Annotated in this window: 13 protein-coding genes; 2 read left to right on the top strand and 11 right to left on the bottom strand. The window is 40.7% G+C overall.

Annotation, left to right across the window (positions count from 1 at the left end; translation table 11 throughout):
* Positions 1 to 30: 30 nt before the first annotated feature.
* The 4 genes from O0V13_RS14660 to truA form a co-directional block, all read right to left on the bottom strand.
* Entirely contained in the window at positions 31 to 1,194 is a 1,164-nt protein-coding gene (locus O0V13_RS14660; RefSeq protein WP_268035718.1) for a hypothetical protein, read from the bottom strand.
* Positions 1,195 to 1,369: 175 nt separating this feature from the next.
* Complete coding sequence (locus O0V13_RS14655; RefSeq protein ID WP_268035717.1) at positions 1,370 to 2,629, bottom strand: toxin-antitoxin system YwqK family antitoxin; 1,260 nt, start codon at positions 2,627 to 2,629, stop codon at positions 1,370 to 1,372.
* Positions 2,630 to 2,838: 209 nt separating this feature from the next.
* The gene (gene rimO / locus O0V13_RS14650) at positions 2,839 to 4,152 is read right to left on the bottom strand and encodes a 30S ribosomal protein S12 methylthiotransferase RimO (RefSeq protein WP_268035716.1); all 1,314 of its coding nucleotides are present in this window, start codon (positions 4,150 to 4,152) and stop codon (positions 2,839 to 2,841) included.
* A gap of 100 nt (positions 4,153 to 4,252) precedes the next feature.
* Complete coding sequence (gene truA / locus O0V13_RS14645) at positions 4,253 to 5,032, bottom strand: tRNA pseudouridine(38-40) synthase TruA (protein WP_268035715.1); 780 nt, start codon at positions 5,030 to 5,032, stop codon at positions 4,253 to 4,255.
* Between the two features lie 89 nt (positions 5,033 to 5,121).
* Here truA and O0V13_RS14640 point away from each other — a divergent pair, with 89 nt between their 5' ends.
* Both O0V13_RS14640 and O0V13_RS14635 read left to right on the top strand, forming a co-directional pair.
* Positions 5,122 to 5,706 carry a hypothetical protein gene (locus O0V13_RS14640; RefSeq protein WP_268035714.1) on the top strand — a complete coding sequence of 195 codons (585 nt, stop codon included), beginning with the start codon at positions 5,122 to 5,124 and terminating at the stop codon, positions 5,704 to 5,706.
* A 3-nt stretch (positions 5,707 to 5,709) separates the two neighbouring features.
* Positions 5,710 to 6,903: a PQQ-dependent sugar dehydrogenase gene (locus O0V13_RS14635; protein WP_268035713.1), complete on the top strand. Its 1,194-nt coding sequence runs from the start codon at positions 5,710 to 5,712 to the stop codon at positions 6,901 to 6,903.
* A 92-nt stretch (positions 6,904 to 6,995) separates the two neighbouring features.
* On the opposite strand, the gene leuB is transcribed toward O0V13_RS14635, so the two are convergent.
* The 7 genes from leuB to ilvN are packed head-to-tail and all read right to left on the bottom strand — an operon-like array spanning position 6,996 to position 14,770.
* The gene (leuB, locus tag O0V13_RS14630) at positions 6,996 to 8,063 is read right to left on the bottom strand and encodes a 3-isopropylmalate dehydrogenase (RefSeq protein ID WP_268035712.1); all 1,068 of its coding nucleotides are present in this window, start codon (positions 8,061 to 8,063) and stop codon (positions 6,996 to 6,998) included.
* The gene (locus O0V13_RS14625) at positions 8,032 to 9,618 is read right to left on the bottom strand and encodes an alpha-isopropylmalate synthase regulatory domain-containing protein (RefSeq protein WP_268035711.1); all 1,587 of its coding nucleotides are present in this window, start codon (positions 9,616 to 9,618) and stop codon (positions 8,032 to 8,034) included. The genes leuB and O0V13_RS14625 overlap by 32 nt, the downstream gene beginning before the upstream one ends.
* A gap of 26 nt (positions 9,619 to 9,644) precedes the next feature.
* A complete protein-coding gene (leuD, locus tag O0V13_RS14620) occupies positions 9,645 to 10,235 on the bottom strand; it encodes a 3-isopropylmalate dehydratase small subunit (protein WP_268035710.1) in 591 nt (196 codons plus the stop codon).
* 12 nt (positions 10,236 to 10,247) lie between these two features.
* Positions 10,248 to 11,654 carry a 3-isopropylmalate dehydratase large subunit gene (gene leuC / locus O0V13_RS14615; protein ID WP_268035709.1) on the bottom strand — a complete coding sequence of 469 codons (1,407 nt, stop codon included), beginning with the start codon at positions 11,652 to 11,654 and terminating at the stop codon, positions 10,248 to 10,250.
* Between the two features lie 2 nt (positions 11,655 to 11,656).
* Entirely contained in the window at positions 11,657 to 13,165 is a 1,509-nt protein-coding gene (locus O0V13_RS14610; protein ID WP_268035708.1) for a 2-isopropylmalate synthase, read from the bottom strand.
* A gap of 18 nt (positions 13,166 to 13,183) precedes the next feature.
* Positions 13,184 to 14,227, bottom strand: a complete 1,044-nt coding sequence (gene ilvC / locus O0V13_RS14605; protein WP_268035707.1) for a ketol-acid reductoisomerase — start codon at positions 14,225 to 14,227, stop codon at positions 13,184 to 13,186.
* Positions 14,228 to 14,269: 42 nt separating this feature from the next.
* On the bottom strand, positions 14,270 to 14,770 hold the full coding sequence (gene ilvN / locus O0V13_RS14600) for an acetolactate synthase small subunit (RefSeq protein WP_268035706.1): 501 nt from the start codon (positions 14,768 to 14,770) through the stop codon (positions 14,270 to 14,272).
* Positions 14,771 to 14,772: the final 2 nt, after the last annotated feature.

The raw sequence follows: 14,772 nt of genomic DNA, 5'->3' as shown, positions 1-14,772 counted from the left end.
CACCATTCGTCAATCGCAATTCTCAAATCGTCAATCGAAAATCCGATGTCTTTCAAACGGCTTGCTTCGATCGAATAAATAGCGATAAGTATGATGAGTCTTGTAGATTTCTGCCAAAAGCTGCTCACAAACACGCATCATCTTAGGATTGAAATCCCCAATCCAGTTCATTTCAATGGTCTTGTATGGGAATGAAGGCTTACCACTCATTTTATCATAAGAGATAATCATGGCACTTTCAACACCTTTTCCTTGATGATCTGGCACTACACCAAATACCAAACCCAACATCTTATTTGGTGGAGAAAAAGTCTTGTACCACAAGAATTTCAATTTCCCGATCAAATCCATTTTACCATTGACATGCTTGAAAATCTGGTTGATCTCAGGGATCTGGATAAAGAAGCCTACTGGATCTTCCTTGTGAAAAGCGAAATAAATCAATCGTTCATCGATGATAGGCTTCATTTTTCCAAACATCATTTTCGCCTCTTTCAAAGACAATGATTTCCCCATGTGTCTAGCCCAAGCCTTATTATAGACTGTCATGAAATATTCAGGAGCCTTTTCCGTCAATTCTTTTCCTTTGATATATCTGAAAGAATAATCCGGGTCAGTCATGATCTGGTTGGCTCTTTTGATCATCTTATCATCAAAGCCCAGATTCTGGACAGGCCTCATATAAGTATATTGCTTGAAGTAGATCTGAAAACCGTAGTCCTCAAAAAACTGCTGGTAGTAACTAAAGTTCCAAGGCATATTGTAATTCGGCTCAGAAAAACCATCAACCAGCAATCCCCACCATTTATCTCTCTCTCCAAAGTTGATCGGACCATCCATGGCTTCCATCCCTTCTGATTCCAGCCATTCTTTGGCTATATCAAACAACATAAAGGCTGCCTTCTGATCATTGATACATTCAAAGAACCCCACACCTCCAGTAGGCTGCTTTTCCTTCATTTTAGGATTGATGAAAGCGGCAATTCTCCCAATGGTTTCACCTTTGTCATTCTGAAGCAACCATCGCTTTGCTTTGGCTCCATTTCTAAAAAGCTTATTGGTTTCGGGGTGAAAAAGCCCTTCAATATCTGCGTCCAAAGGTCTGATCCAGTTCTTTTCATTTTTGTAAAGACGGACAGCCATCTGGATAAATTCCTTTTCCTGAGCAGGACTGCTAACTTCTACTAAGTTCATTGGGGAGATTTTAGTCGGCTAAAATACAGCTTACTTAGCAAAGGGCAAAAATGTATACTATTTGGGGGTTTGATCAAAATTAAAAAAACACTTCCTTTAACTGGGTTGCTCAGCTTTCTTCCCTATTACTGATTTTAAACCGGATATATCATACTAGACCACAATCTTAAACTGATTAATTTGTACCAATTCGATAGTGGTTAAATGGATAGAATTTTTCGTAGGCAGCCCCTAAAGAATCATTGTTACTGCTTGGGCTAATTCGATAGAAGTTTTGTGTATCTCCACCATTCCCATCATATCCAGAATCAGAAGTGTCACTATAATCTATCCGGTCAATCACCTCTCCATCAAAACTGTAAAATTCCCAAATACCAATTCTCTCAATTCCTAACAGTTTCCCTGAAGAGGCCAGTCGATTTGAGTTAGGAAAATAAAAAGACCAATTACCATTAATTCCTCCTTTGGAAATCCTCCCCTTTGCCTTGATAAAACCCTGCTCATCAAAAAATATTCGCTGGCCATTCCCATTTTTCAAAATCTCCTCATTTTTTAACTTATCAGCATTCCAAATTTCGATAACTGTCATCAGTTTTCCTTCCTTGTAAGTTTCAATTTGAACCTGATTTCCTTCCCCATCATTTACTACCCATTCACCCTCTTTGAGGCCATTTTCATAATTCCCTTTTCGATAATATTCTGGCAATATTTCTACAATCTCAAGCCATTCCCCAGCACGAAATCCATTTTCATAAATTCCTTGAAATTTGGTTTTTCTATCCAGATTAAAACTCAGCCAAGAACCTGTGGGAACTCCATTATTGAAATGACCACTCTCTCTTATTTCCCCATCAGGAAAGAAAGCTCCATACAATCCATCTGGCTCGCCTTTGGAATATGATAATTTGACCTCCGCTTTTCCATCGGGATAAAAATAAGTTGCGGCGCCATCTGCAAGACCTTCTTTATATTTTATAGAGGATTTAATCTGGCCCTCTTCATTATATTCCTGCCATTCTCCAACCTTTTTCCCATTAGCGTATGTACCAATGAATTTTTTCTCACCATTTTCAAAAAACTCTTTAAAATCATCGTTTAACTCACCATTCTGGAGAAAAGCAAGAGTTTTAATTGATCCACTTGGGTAATTTTCTTGAAATAGCCCATTAGGCAAATCTTCTGAAAAATTGATGATGTAAACAGGCAGATCCTGATTATAAAACATTTTAAAAGTTTGAGAATCCAACTCTTCAAAAGTGGATTGATTTGAATTGTCAGGTTCTATTTTTGAATAAACTTTCCATTCCCCGGATTTCTTTCCTGACACGATATTACCAACTCCAACCAGATCTGAATTTCCAAAATAATAATAGGCAGGCTCGATTTCAGGATTCAAAAACAAGCTTATTAGCAAAGAAAAAACAAAAACAACCATAGAAAAGAAAGTTTAAGGAGAAACAATATAATTGATTACGACAACTTATTTAAAAAGTTTATACCACTACTAATCAATCATTTACAACACCTTGCCTTCACCCTCAATCTTATCTCCAATTAATTACCCGTGGTACTACATCCGGAGAAACAGAATAACCGCAAATTAAAAAAGCTACTTCCAGAGAAGTAGCTTATATTTTCAAGACTTTACTCTACTACCGAGCCATACAAATCAAACTCTGTTGCCTCGGTGATTTTTACATTTACAAAATCACCAATTCGGCAATAATCTATGGTGGCATCAATCAAAACTTCATTATCCACTTCCACAGAGTCGTATTCTGTTCGGCCTACGAAATGACCACCTTCTTTTTTATCAATCAGAACTTTGAAGGTCTTTCCAACTTTATCCTGGTTCAAATCATAAGAGATTTGCTCCTGAATTTCCATCAAGGTATTGGCTCGCTCTTGCTTCACTTCCTGAGGAATAGAATCCTCCATGGTGAAAGCGTGCGTATTTTCCTCATGGGAATAGGTAAAGACTCCCAATCTCTCAAATTTCATTCGCTCCACAAAGTCCACCATTTCTTGGTATTCCTTTTCGCCCTCTCCTGGGTGTCCGGCTATCAAGGTAGTACGTATAGCAATATCAGGAAGAATATCACGGATACTATGGATCAGGTCTTCTTGCTTTTGTCTGGTGGTACCACGACGCATGGCTTTCAAAACATCCGTTGAACCGTGCTGTAAAGGGATATCCAGATAGTTACAGATGTTATCTCGCTCTTTCATCACCTCAATCACATCCATCGGGAAACCGGTTGGGTAAGCATAATGCAAACGGATCCAATCGATGCCATTGACATCAGAAAGTCTACGCATCAACTCAGCCAAGTTTCTCTTTTTATAAATATCCAACCCATAATAGGTTGAATCCTGCGCAATCAACAAAAGCTCTTTGGTTCCTTGGGCGGCTTTATGCTCTGCTTCTTTTACCAACTCTTCAATTGGTCTGGAAATATGTCCACCTCTCATCAAAGGAATAGCGCAGAAAGAGCAGGGACGGTCACAACCCTCGGAAATCTTCATGTAAGCATAGTGAGAAGAGTGCGTCAATAATCTTTCTCCTACCAATTCATGCTTGTAATCTGCCTTGAATTTTTTCAAGATTGCCGGCAAATCACGGGTTCCAAAAAAGGCATCCACTTGAGGGATTTCTTTTTCTAAATCGTCTTTATAGCGCTGAGAAAGACAACCGGTCACATACACCTTATCAACCAAACCTTGCTCTTTGGCATCTACATATTGCAAAATGGTATCGATGGATTCCTGCTTTGCATTATCTATAAAACCGCAAGTATTGATAATAATGATATTGTTGTCATCGGTATTGGACTCATGGCTGGCGTTGATTCCATTTCCTTTCAACTGGGTCAAAAGCACTTCAGAATCCACCAAGTTTTTGGAGCATCCCATAGTTATGATATTGACCTTATCTTTTTTTAATGTTCTCGCTTTCACTGCTATTTGTCGATTTGAGAGTGCAAAGGTACGGAAAATAGAGTTGGAAAGTGAAAAAGTTGAAAGGTTGAAAAGTTCACTTCATAAAATGCCTGGAGATTTATTTAAGCCGAGTTTCCCAAAGAAATAAGCCATAAGCTGGCGCGGCAGGTATTTTTTCCCAATCTGAATCTGGATTGGAAAGCCTATTTTGAATTTCCTCCAAGCTCCATTCTCCAGCACCGACATACCAGATCGCCCGCATCATCTTCCGAACCTGATGATGCAAAAAACCCTCTCCCTCGACTTCAAAGCAATAGATTTTATCCTGAAAAAAATCTATACCCAATCCCTTTTCAAGCCGGATATCAGCAAAATTTATTGTTCGGGTAAAATTTGATTTTGTATCCGATGGTGTACAAAAAGCCTTAAAATCATAGCTTCCTTCAAATGCTTTGGCGGCCAGATTCATTTGATCCAATCTCAAATCCTTGAAAACAGGAACTACAAAGGAGGATGAAAAGGCATGATCAGCCTTACGCGCAAAGAAATATAGATAGGTTTTCTTTTGAATTTCCTGAATCAAATTGAAAGATCTATCCACCTGTTTTACCCCGTGGATCAAAATCTCTCCTCCTAAATTCTCATTTAATGTGGGAATCAGTTCTTGCCAATCAACCTCAACTTTTAAGAAAATCTGGAAATAACCCTGCTTACAACTAACCCCTGAATCGGTTCTACTTCCTCCGATTATGGTAAAATCCTCATGCCCCAAAACATACCGTAAAACTCGTTCAATCTTACCTTGAATAGTAGGTTGCCCTTTCTGGATTGCCCAGCCTTTGTAACGGGCACCGAAATAGGAAATAGTAAAAAGGTAGGAAATAGGTCTTAGCTGCAATTCTCTAGAATATTAAAATTACCACAATCATCAATCCTTGGAGAGTTGATTTGGGTTGACTAACTTGTTACAAACCCAAAAATACTGTTATGAAAGCATTTCTAAGCATCTTGTTGATTTTTACTGCTGTTTCCAGCTTTGGCCAAACCGCTCCTTCCAAAGAAATTCAAATCAAAATGGCTTTACTAGCCGCACCCGAGGATCAACGGGAAAATGCCACAGTTTATGGATATGATCCCACTGGAGACATCATTCTATTGCGCCAAGGATCAAACCAAACAGTTTGCTTAGGTGATGACCCGAACCGCGAAGGCCTTAGTGTTGCAAGCTATCATATTTCAGCTCAGCCATTTATGACCAGAGGATGGGAACTCAAAAAAGAGGGAAAATCTTTTCAGGAAATCTTTGATATCAGGGAAGCAGAATCCAAAGCCGGAAAACTTCAATTGCCTGATCAAGGAAGCGTATTAAATGCTTTGACTGCAGATGAAGCTGATGTGAATTGGGCTATAGGAGAGGCCAACAATACCTATACCCGATCTGTGATTTATATTCCTTGGGCTACAGCTGAGAGCACTGGACTTCCTTTGAGTCCTGCCGGACCGGGATTGCCTTGGATTATGAATCCAGGAACACACCGTGCACATATCATGATCAACCCTGCGAGGAACTAAGTCATGAAACGGGGTAGAAATTTTGTAGGTGTAATAGCATTAGGTTTTCTTTTAGCTACTGCTTGTACCAAACCCACCGTTATCACTGTTCCAGATTCTCCCTACCCAATCAGTATTGACAAATTCACAACGGACACACTTACCTCAGGATTGGTAATTCCTTTTGGAATTGGAATTCTAGGTAAAGACGACTATTTAGTTTCAGACAGAATCGGTAAAATTTTCAGATTTAAAAACTCAAGTCTTAAAGAAATTATAGGGGCTCCCGAGGTTTTGACTTTTGATGATCCGGGCCTTCCGATGATCATTCATGGAGGACTGATGGACCTAAGTTTACATCCCAAATACCCTGAAGTCTCCTGGGTTTATATTGCCTATTTCGCTCCGGACTCGAAAGCAAAAGTTGCCCGGTTTCAACTTATTGATAATGAAGTAAGATTGATGGAAGTCATATTTTCATCGAGTACTGAGGGTTATTATGGAAATGGAATGAGGATAGTTTGGCAAAATGACACACATTTCTTTTTAAACATTGGATCATCTGACTATACGACTTTGGCTAATCCGATCCTTGTTCCCCAAGATCTTAATGAAGACTGGGGTAAAATCCATAGGCTAAATCAAGATGGGTCTATTCCAAGTGACAACCCAATAATTGATGTAAAAAAAGGTGTTAGCTCGATTTATAGTTATGGACATCGAGATGTGCAAGGACTTGTCTTTGACAAGGAAACTCAAACTCTTTATGGAATAGAGCATGGACCGAAAGGAGGAGACGAATTAAATATTATTACTCCGGGGAGGAATTACGGTTGGCCAATATTTACTTATGGAATACATTATGATGGGCAAAAAATTTCTAGTGTTTCAGAAGACTCAGCTAAAGAAATTTCAATCTTACCTGAACATTTTTGGACTGTACCAACCAATGATGGAGGGCAGGCAATTGCTCCTTCATCAGCAATTTTGGTTGAAAAAAGTAATTTTCCGGAATGGAACGGTCATTTTCTTATTCCTTCATTAGCCTTTCGAAGACTCCTAAAATATAACCCCAAAACCGAGGAAACATATGGGCTTTATTTGGAAGGAAGGATTCGAAATTTAGTCCAAGAAGAAGATGGGAATATTCTTCTTTTGGTAGAAAGAAACAATCTGAACACAGAAAACGGAATGCTTGTCAGAGTCAGAAAACCTTGAAAACAAAAATCCACCTCCGAACGAGGTGGATTTTTTTTTAGTAATTGAAATTCGAGATTAAAAATCTCGAATAGCTAGTCTTTTCGGTTTATTTACCCCAAAATCTTCGCAGCCAACCAATCGCCGACTTCTGAAGTTTTGTAAGCTTTCCCACCTTCAGCAATATCTTCTGTCACCACTCCTTCAGCTAGAGAAAGATTCACTACATCTGAAATCGCTTTGGCTTCTTCTTTCATGTCGAATGCATATTCAAACATCATAGCAGCCGAAAGAACCGTTGCCAAAGGATTAGCAATATCTTTTCCAGCAGCCTGAGGATAAGATCCATGAATCGGCTCAAACAATTTCACATTTGAACCCAAAGAAGCTGAAGGCATCAAGCCCATAGAACCTGAAATCACAGATGCCTCGTCAGTCAAAATATCACCAAACAGGTTTTCAGTAATCAATACATCATATGCTTTTGGCCATTGAATCAATCGCATTGCTACAGCATCAACGAATTCGTATTCCACTTTTACATCTGGATATTCAGCTGCCAATTCCTGAACAGTTTCTCTCCACAATCTGGAAGTTGCCATCACGTTGGCCTTGTCCACGCAAGTCAAAACTTTTCTTCTTTTTTGTGCAGCCTCAAAGCCCATTCTCGCCAAACGAGTGATCTCTTCTTTACTGTACACATTGGTATCAAATGCTTTGGTACCTTGCTCATTTCTTCCTCTTGGCTCACCGAAATAAACACCACCAGTCAATTCTCTGAAGAAAACGAAATCTACACCTTCCACTCTATCCAATTTCAATGGAGACTTATGCACCAAAGAAGGAAAAGTAAAAGTAGGTCTAACATTGGCGAACAAACCTAATTTCTGACGCATTCTCAACAATCCCTGCTCCGGACGAACCTTCGCTTTAGGATCATTATCATACTTAGGATCTCCAATTGCTCCGAATAGTACCGCATCAGCCGCAGCACAAATTTCGTGAGTCGCATCTGGATAAGGATCACCGGTAGCATCGATTGCCGCAGCACCAACTACTCCTTCTTTGAAACTGATTTCATGACCAAATTTCTGTCCAACAGCTTTTACAACTTTGACTGCCTGAGCAATCACTTCTGGACCGATGCCATCACCCGGCAACAGTGCGATATTCATTTCCATAGTAAGTGGATTCTTCTTTTTCTGGATTATAATTAATTGATTCGATGATATTGAGCATTTTTTCGGTAGCCATCATCGCAGCCACCGTTTGATCGGCATCCAGGCCTTTCGTTTTGAATATTTTGCCATAATCCCAAGTAATCACCGTCTCCACAAAGGCGTCGGTTTTTCCTCCCGGGGGAATGGACACATGATAATCTGTCAATTTTGGCAGCTCCCTTCCCAACGTTTTATAGATCTTTTTCAGAGCTTTCATGAAAGAATCATACTGACCGTCTCCGGTAGCGATTTCATCATAGAAATTCCCATGAATTTTCATTCTCAGCTGAACAGTCGGCTTTAAGCCCTTGGAATGGGTCATGTGATAGCCCTCAATGCTGATATGCTTGGAGATGGAATTGTTTTGCAGCACATCAGAAATGATATAAGGCAAATCTTCGGTAGTCACCCGTTCCTTTTTATCCCCTAATTCAATGATTCGCTGAGTTACTCGGGCCAGTTCATCTTTCTCCAATGAAATGCCCAGCTCCTCCAAATTCTTCAAAATATTAGCCTTGCCAGAAGTTTTCCCCAGAGCATATTTTCTCTGACGACCAAATCTCTCTGGCATCAGGTCATTGAAATACAGGTTCTTTTTATTGTCTCCGTCAGCGTGAATTCCTGCAGTCTGCGTGAATACATTTTCACCAACTACCGGTTTGTTTGCTGGAATATGTTGTCCTGAAAACTGCTCTACTAATTTGGATACGCGGAAGATTTTTTGTTCCTGAACTCCAATCTCCAAGTCTGTAAAATCCTTGATTACGGCAATCACTGATTCCAAAGGTGCATTTCCGGCACGTTCTCCCAAACCATTGATCGTGGTATGAAGTCCAGATGCGCCATGAAGCAATGCTTCCATGACATTGGCTACTGATAGATCGTAATCATTGTGTGCGTGGAAATCGAAATGGGCGGTTGGGAATTTTTCCCGAATTAAATCAAAAAACTCCCTCACCTCATCAGGAGAAAGCAATCCCAGTGTATCAGGAAGCATAATCCGAACAACAGGTTGCTTGGTCAAAAACTCAATCAAACTCAAGGTATAATCTATTGAGTTTCTCATGCCATTGGACCAATCTTCCAGATAGACATTAACCGCTACGCCATTCTCTCTGGCATAGTTGATTGATTTTTCAATATCTGAGAAATGCTGGTCGGGAGTTTTTTTCAATTGATGAACCAAATGATTCAAAGAACCTTTGGTCAACAAATTCATTACTTTGGCTCCTGCTGAAAGTATCCAATCCACAGAAGCAGGCGTATCTACAAAGCCCAATACCTCCACACGATCCAAATACCCCTTTTGGGCAGCCCATTGGGTAATTTTCTGAACACCTTCCAATTCTCCGTCAGAAACTCTTGCAGAAGCAACTTCAATCCGATCAATTTTCAATTCATCGAGCAGGAGCTTTGCTATTTGGAGTTTTTCTGAAGGCAGAAAGGAAACTCCTGAGGTCTGTTCACCATCCCTCAGGGTTGTATCCATTATTTCTATTTTGCGATTAGCCGTCATTCTAATTCGAATTGGGTTCGGATCGCCTAACGATCAGCAGCAAATGCATCGATTTCGGTAGACATGTTCAACAAATAGTCGATGTCATCAAAACCGTTCTGCATGTTACTTTTCTTGTACTCGTTGATATCGAAAGATTCAAATTCACCAGTTGACAAAAGAGTGATCTTTTGCTCAGGCAAATTGACTTCGATCTCAGTGCTTGGGTCTGCTTCGATAGCAGCCAAAAGTTTATCTGCAAATTCAGGAGAAACTGTAACTGGAAGCACTCCAATATTCAAGCAGTTATTCTTGAAGATATCTGCAAAGAAACTGGAAACTACACATCTGAATCCATAATCATAGATTGCCCAAACAGCGTGCTCACGGCTAGAGCCAGAACCGAAGTTTTTGCCGGCAACCAAGATTTTCCCACTGTAAGTAGGGTCGTTAAGAACAAAGTCCTTTTTAGGATTTCCTTCTACGTCATATCTCCAGTCACGGAACAAGTTATCACCAAATCCGGCTCTTTCTGTTGCTTTCAAGAAACGAGCAGGGATGATTTGATCAGTATCCACATTCTCTGTAGGCAATGGAACTGCTGTGCTGGTCAATACTGTAAATTTATCGTAAGCCATTTTTTCTACTTTTTAATTTTCAAAAACCTCTCTAGGATCAGTGATTTTACCTGTTACAGCGACTGCTGCAACAGTCAGAGGAGATGCCAGCATGGTTCTCGCTCCCGGTCCTTGACGACCTTCGAAGTTTCTGTTAGAGGTAGAAACTGCATACTTCCCAGAAGGAATCTTATCATCGTTCATTGCCAAGCAAGCAGAACAACCAGGCTGACGCAATTCAAAACCTGCTTCTTCCAAGATTTTCACCAAACCTTCTTCATGAGCTTGTTTTTCTACTTCTCTAGATCCTGGTACGATCCAAGCCGTGATATTGTCTGCTTTTTTATGTCCTTTTACAAATTCAGCAACTGCACGGATATCTTCGATTCGACCATTGGTACAAGACCCTACGAACACATAGTCTACTTGCTTACCTTTCACAGGCTCACCTGGCTCGAAGCCCATGTAGTTCAAAGATTTCAAATAAGAAGTTTTGTTGGATCCTTCCATACCTTCAGTTGAAGGAATGTTACCTACCACTTTGATTCCCATGCCCGGATTGGTACCATAGGTAATCATCGGCTCGATATCAGCAGCGTCGAAGTTATATTCCTTGTCGAAAGTAGCTCCTTCGTCTGTTTTCAAAGTCTTCCAATATGCTACCGCTTTGTCCCACTCTTCCCCTTGAGGTGCATATTGCTTTCCTTTCAAGTAGTTGAATGTAGTTTCATCTGGAGCAATCAAACCTCCACGTGCACCCATTTCGATGGACATGTTACAAATGGTCATTCTCGCTTCCATAGATAGGCTTTGGATCGCAGATCCTGCATATTCCACAAAATATCCCGTCGCTCCTGCTGCAGAAATTTTAGAAATGATATACAAGATGATATCCTTAGATGTCACTCCTTTGCCTAACTCTCCGTCAACAGAAATTCTCATTTTCTTAGGCTTGGACTGCATGATACACTGCGTAGCCAAAACCATTTCTACCTCAGAAGTACCGATACCAAAAGCAATTGCTCCGAAAGCCCCGTGAGTAGAAGTGTGAGAGTCACCACAAACGATGGTCATTCCCGGTTGGGTCACACCCAGCTCAGGTCCGATCACGTGAACAATACCATGGTGGGCAGTACCCAAATCATGCAATTCAATCCCGTACTTTTTACAGTTTTCACGAAGCTTTTCAACTTGCATGCGGGATAATTTGTCCTTGATAGTTTGGTCCTGATCTACCGTAGGCACGTTGTGATCAGGAGTAGCGATGGTACGATGAGGATATTTCACACCGATACCTCTATTTTCCAAGTTAAGGAATGCTACAGGAGAGGTCACTTCATGGATAAAATGCTTATCGATGAAGAAAACATCTGGGCCAGCTGGTACTGATTTGACCACGTGGGAATCCCAGATTTTATCAAATAAAGTTGTCTTTTCCATAATTAGGCAGTCGCGTATTCTTTGACTGGTATTTTGTTCAATGCATCTACAAATGCTTGGGCTGAAGCCAAAACGATATCTTGGTTGGAAGCAAATCCATAGTAAGGCTTGTCGGATTTGATCAATCTCATGTGAACTTTTGCCACATCGTCAGAACCATGGGTAATCGCTTGGATCAGAAATTCTTCCAAATCAACTTGAGGCTTCACGATTTGCTCGATAGACTTCAAAACAGCATCCACAGGACCTACTCCAGTAGAAGAAGCTGAATAGGAATCATTTCCGATTTTCAAGGATACTTCCGCTTTGATTTCACCATTGGAAGAATATGAAATATTTTCCAATTCAATAAAATTGGATTCATCCATATACTTACCTACCAATTCAAGTAAGTCTTTTCTTCCGATATCTCTTTTTGAATCAGCCAAAACCAAGAATGCTTCATAAACTTGTCTTAACTCTTCTCCTTCGAGCTCAACACCCAAAGCATCCAAGTGGTGCTTCAAGGCAGCTCTTCCAGAACGAGCTGTCAATACAATTGAAGATTCTTCAACACCCACTTCTTTCGGATCGATGATCTCGTAGTTTTCTCTATGCTTCAAAACTCCATCTTGGTGGATACCAGAAGAGTGAGCAAAAGCATTTCTACCCACGATAGCCTTGTTCGGCTGAACAGGCATATTCATCAACTTGGAAACCAAGCGGCTGGTATTGTAGATTTTTGGAGTAACGATATCCGTATGAACGGGGATAGATTGATGACATTTGATCGCCATCACCACTTCTTCCATAGAAGTGTTTCCTGCTCTTTCACCGATACCATTGATTGTAACCTCAACTTGACGAGCACCGTGTTGCACACCTGCAACGGTATTGGCTGTAGCCATTCCCAAATCATTATGACAATGAGTCGCGATGATAGCCTTGTCAATGTTAGGCACATTGTTTTTCAGACTAGAGATAATCGCACCGTACTGCTCTGGAAGGCAATACCCTGTAGTATCAGGAATATTGACCACTGTAGCACCGGCTTTGATTACTTCCTCAATGATTTTGCAAAGGAAATCAGGCTCTGAACGACCTGCATCCTCTGCATAAAATTCCACATCATCTACAAAGTTTCTTGCGAATTTAACCGCTGCCACTCCCCGACGAATGATCTCATCAGGGGTGGAGCGCAATTTGTATTGAATGTGATAAGGTGAAACACCAATCCCAGTATGAATACGCCCTTTTTTGGCGTATTGGAGAGCTGCGGCTGCGACTTCAATATCCTTTTCTACTGCTCTAGAAAGGGCACAAATGATTGGATTAGATACCGCCTTCGATATTTCCTGCACAGAGTTAAAATCACCTGGGCTGGAAATAGGGAATCCAGCTTCAATAATATCTACTCCCAGTTCTTCTAAAGCTTTCGCCACCACAATTTTTTCTCGGGTGTTCAACTGACATCCCGGCACTTGCTCCCCGTCTCTCAGGGTAGTATCAAATATCCACAGCTTGTCACTCATAATCTTCAGGTTTGGGTTTTAGTTATTTTCTGGTCTCAACTGACGGACGACAGCACCTGCCTGCCACATTTCAGACTCTCTCAATTCTTTCAATTCTTCTTCCAACTTCTCTCTGTAGTCAGTTTTAGAGTTGGAGTCGATAGACTTCTGAGCTTCTTTACCAGTTTTTACAGAATCATACAATTCCTCGAAAACAGGCTTGGTCGCATCTCTGAAAGGCTTCCACCAATCCAAAGCACCACGCTGAGCTGTAGTAGAACAGTTAGCGTACATCCAGTCCATACCATTCTCAGCTACCAAAGGCATCAAAGACTGAGTCAATTCTTCAACTGTTTCGTTGAAAGCCTCAGAAGGGGTGTGACCATTTGCTCTCAATACTTCATACTGAGCAGCAAAGATCCCTTGGATAGCTCCCATCAAAGTACCTCTTTCACCAGTCAAATCAGAAGTTACCTCACGGTAGAAATCAGTTTCGAACAGGTATCCAGAACCAACACCGATACCCAAAGCAACTACTCTGTCTTTAGCGTTACCAGTAGCATCTTGATAGATTGCATAAGAAGAGTTCAATCCTCTACCTTCAACAAACATTCTTCTCAAAGATGTTCCGGAACCTTTAGGAGCAACCAAGATCACATCTACATCAGCAGGTGGAACGATACCGGTTTTTTCTTTGTAAGTCACACCGAATCCATGGGAGAAATACAATGCTTTTCCTGGAGTCAAGTGTTTTTTAACTGTTGGCCAAAGGGCAATTTGACCAGCATCAGATAGCAAAAACTGAAGAATGGTACCTTTTTCACAAGCTTCCTCCAATTCAAACAGGGTCTCACCAGGAACCCAACCGTCAGCGACAGCCTTATCCCAGGTTTTGGAGCCTTTTCTTTGGCCCACGATCACGTTGAAGCCATTGTCCTTCAAGTTCAAAGCTTGACCTGGACCTTGTACACCATAGCCTAGCACAGCGATTACTTCATCTTTCAATACTTCACGTGCTTTTTCCAGAGGAAACTCTTCTCTGGTTACTACGTTCTCTTCAACGTTGCCAAATTTTAATTTCATAATAAGATAGGTATTAATTATTTGAGTTTGATTTTCAATTATTTACTTCACAAAAGAGTCAATTGTCAGCATTCTTTTAGCTACTGCGACTCTCCCGGATCTAGCAAATTCTAATAGGTCATATTCCTTTAGAATCTCCAGCAATTCTTGTGTTTGTTCTTTGTGTCCAGTTAATTCCAATACAACAAATTCCGGTTCTGCAGCAATAATTTTTGCATTGTGCTGACGGATGACTTTCTCCAGTCCTCCATCCAATTTTGCCACAGGGATTTTGTACAAGGCTATCTCTTGATAGACTACCGCTTCATCTTCATGATAAAATGCTTTGATCACGTCGATGATTTTCTCGATCTGATTGACGAGCTGAATGACGGTTTCCTCAGAGGCTGTCACCTCAATAGTGATTCTGTGGATTCCTTCCAGTCTACTTTCAGAGGCTGTCAGTGCATCGATATTTATCCCCCTTCTGGTAAAAATAATAGTGATGCGATTGAGTATACCGATAAAGTTTTCGGTAATGACAAAGATGGTATAACGCTTCATAG

Source organism: Algoriphagus sp. PAP.12 (assembly GCF_026652115.1).
Taxonomy (GTDB): domain Bacteria; phylum Bacteroidota; class Bacteroidia; order Cytophagales; family Cyclobacteriaceae; genus Algoriphagus.
This window is presented reverse-complemented; position numbering and strand designations above follow the sequence as displayed.